2 protein-coding genes are annotated in these 674 nt (G+C 28.6%); one reads left to right on the top strand and one right to left on the bottom strand.

The window, feature by feature from the left end:
• A partial coding sequence (locus AMN99_RS00135; protein WP_306452573.1) for an NAD(P)-dependent oxidoreductase occupies nt 1-239 on the top strand: 239 nt, incomplete at its 5' end.
• A 42-nt stretch (nt 240-281) separates the two neighbouring features.
• Here the strand turns inward: AMN99_RS00135 and AMN99_RS00130 are convergent.
• On the bottom strand, nt 282-674 hold a 393-nt coding region (locus tag AMN99_RS00130), incomplete at its 5' end, for a TIM barrel protein (protein WP_143323898.1).

Raw genomic sequence — 674 nt, 5'->3', positions numbered from 1 at the left:
AGGAAGATCTTGATAAGGCTTTAAATGAAGATTTAATATTTGGAGCAGGAATTGATGTATTTAAACAAGAGCCACCAGAAAATGATAATCCTCTTTTAAAAAATGAAAAAGTTTATTTAAGTCCACATACAGCAGCATTTACTGATGAATGTATGACAAGAATGGGTGTAGAAACAATTCAAAATATAATTGATTATTTCGATGATACATTGGAAAAATCAAAAATTGTAAGACTGTAGTAAGAAATTAATCTTAAAGTTTAAGTTTATTTATATTGAAAGTTAACTTTTATAAATCTCAATACCACTAAGATTTAAAGTTTCAGTTAAATACTTGTAACCTATTTTTGCATATTCAAATGGATTTGCTTTTGCAGGATCTTGTTCTGCCTCTACTACTAACCAACCAGAATAATTTTTTTCTTTCAACACATCAAATAAAGGCTTGTAATCAATACATCCATCACCTGGAACTGTAAATGCACCCTCTAAAAATGCTCCTCTAAAACTTAAGTCTTCTTTTAAAGATTTTTCTAAAACATTTTTTCTAATGTCCTTACAATGCATATGAATTAATCTCTCGCTAAAATCGTTTAATATTTTTAACGAGTCTCCCTCAGCAAACAACATATGACCAGTATCTAATGTTAGTTTTACACTATCATGAGTGTTCTC

This window comes from Candidatus Pelagibacter communis (assembly GCF_001180225.1).
Taxonomy (GTDB): domain Bacteria; phylum Pseudomonadota; class Alphaproteobacteria; order Pelagibacterales; family Pelagibacteraceae; genus Pelagibacter; species Pelagibacter ubique_D.
This window is presented reverse-complemented; position numbering and strand designations above follow the sequence as displayed.